This is a genomic window from Aerococcus sp. L_32, from assembly GCF_050689315.1.
The window spans coordinates 1-2,458 of record NZ_JBOEQF010000294.1 but is presented as its reverse complement, the minus strand read 5'-3'; the positions used below and the strand labels follow the sequence as shown (position 1 = coordinate 2,458).

Below are 2,458 nucleotides of genomic sequence, written 5' to 3'. Positions count from 1 at the left end.
GCTAGCTGAAAAATCATGCGCTAAAAGTATGGCTAACATATCTGAAAAAGTTTGCCCTTTTTCCATAAAGCCAAATTGTTGATGACACCAGTCTAATGCGTTGCCGGCGTTATTAACTGGCCCACCGACGATATAATGGGGTTGGTCGTCCACGATATAGGTGAAAATCCGGCCACTTTCATGCAAGGACAATTGGTCAGTTAAGGTCCGGACAGCTGCTGAGGTCCCAAAAGATAGGACGAATGGGCTAAGTTCCCGGTCCCCTTGAATGGCGTAGGCTAAATTAGATAGGTTGGCCAAGGCGCCGTCAGTTGATCCTGAAAGTATGTGGAAGTTGTCAGCTAACCCTAAGGCCTTGATAAAGTTAGTTTTTACAGGTAATTCTTTGGTTGAATCGACTAATTTCGGCAATTGGTTTTCAGTCAAACCGACCACCTTTAATAGGTCTTTTGACCAAGTATTTGTGGCTATATCCAACAGTCCCATAGAAGATGCCGTTGCCCGGTCAATTACAAACTCTCCCGTTAACTGGCGGATAATATAGGCTTTGATGTCCATAAATACCACGGTTTCACCTGTAAATAATGTAGGACGGGCTTGGTTTAGATAGGCCAATTTCACAAAGGGGTTCATGGCATGGATTGGCGTCCCTGATTGGGCGAAAAAGGCGGCCGCTAGACCTGATACCTGCATTTCCTGCGCCACATGCCTTGCCCTCAAATCTGCCCAAGTCATGGTGTTTTGCACAATGTCACCCGCTTCATTCATTGCAAGTAAAGCATGCATTTGGCTTGAAAATATTAAAGTGTTGACCTCAGGATACTTGGCTTGCATTGCTTTAAGTAAGTCCATGAATTGTTGGAAAACGACTAGTGGATCACTTTCATGCTTGCCCTCGCTATCTTGTTGAAGGTGATTGCGTGCTTCCATAGTGTCCAATACCCGGTATGGGGTTTCCATCAAGGCAAATTTTAAGTTGGTGGTGCCAAGGTCGGCGACGAAATATTGAAAGTACTGCATGATGATTCCTACTTTCTGAATGCATTTATTTTCTCCTGGAAAAACAGCTTCATTATCGATAGCCTTTTTTCAAAAGGAGTACGTTACCTCCATTTAACCACAAAAACGCAATGAAGCCACGATAAATGTTTACCGGACGCCATTGCGCTTATGCTAGATCATTAAAGTGTTATCAGCTAAATATTATCGGATTTCAGCTGATAATTCGTTTGCTAGTGCTTCAGTGATACGAGCAACGTCATTGGTCACTTCTTCATCAGTCAAAGTGGCTTGTGGGTTCAAATATTTCAAGCTGTAAGCAAGTGATTTCTTACCGTCTTCAATATTTTCACCTTGATAAACATCAAAGATTTCGATATCGACTAAGATGCCACCCTTAGAAGCTTTTTGAATAGTTTTCACAATATCCGCATTCGATACTTGGTCAGACACAAGGATAGCGATATCCCGGTCAGAACCTGGGAATTTAGGAATTGCTGATTGTTTCACTTCTACTTTTGGTAAGGCATAAATTTCATCTAATGAAATTTCAAATACTAAGGTATCTTTCAAGTCATGTTTGTCAGCAACACTTGGGTGTAATTGCCCGATGTAACCTAATTCAACACGTTCGTCAGATTGACCCACTGCATAAATTTTGGCGGTACGACCTGGATGCATATCTGCTAATTCAGACGTTGCTTCAAATGTTACGGCCACGTCAAGGTTGAATGAAGCTAAGATGCTTTCTACAACACCCTTCATGTCGTAGAAATCAACAGCTTTCGCTTGGTGGCTCCACGTTTTCGCTTGCGCGTTACCTGTCCACACAGCCGCTAAATGTGTTTCATCCACTGGTAGGTCAGCATCGGCCCATTTGAAGACACGGCCTGATTCAAAGATGGCTACATTAGAAGTTTTACGGGCTACATTGTATTGAACAATTTCAAGTAAGGCACTTAAAAGATTTGTCCGCATGAAACGACGGTCATCTGACATTGGGAAGTCAAGAGCAACTGGTTTCGCGTTCGCCATTTCCAATACCGTTTGATTGTCCCCAATTAATGAGTAAGCAATCACTTGGTTAAACCCTTCTGCCAACATTTGGTTATTGGTACGACGTTTGAAAGCTTGCCAGTCTGTTAAACCCATATTTTGCGCATTTACTGAAGGCAAGCGAGAAGGAATTTTATCATAACCATAAATTCGTGCAATTTCTTCAACTAAGTCCGCTTGAATAAGTATATCCCAACGACGCGCAGGTACGGAAACCGTGAACTCATTGGCATCACCAGATACTTCAAACTGTAGCTGATCAAAGATTTGTTGAACTTCCGCGAAGGTTAGGTCCATACCTATACGTTTATTAACATAAGCTAGACTTGATGTTACTAGAATTGGTGTTAAATCAATTGCAGATACACGTTCAGAGCCTTCTACCACTTCACCCTTGGCTAAA

2 protein-coding genes are annotated in these 2,458 nt (G+C 42.4%); both read right to left on the bottom strand.

Translation table 11 applies throughout. The annotated features are described in order from the left end of the window. Positions 1 to 1,020, bottom strand: a 1,020-nt coding sequence (locus ACRCJ0_RS11985; protein WP_431390560.1) for an FGGY family carbohydrate kinase, incomplete at its 3' end; no start/stop codon positions are given. Positions 1,021 to 1,203: 183 nt separating this feature from the next. Continuing rightward, on the bottom strand, positions 1,204 to 2,458 hold a 1,255-nt coding region (locus ACRCJ0_RS11980), incomplete at its 5' end, for a phenylalanine--tRNA ligase subunit beta (protein ID WP_431390559.1).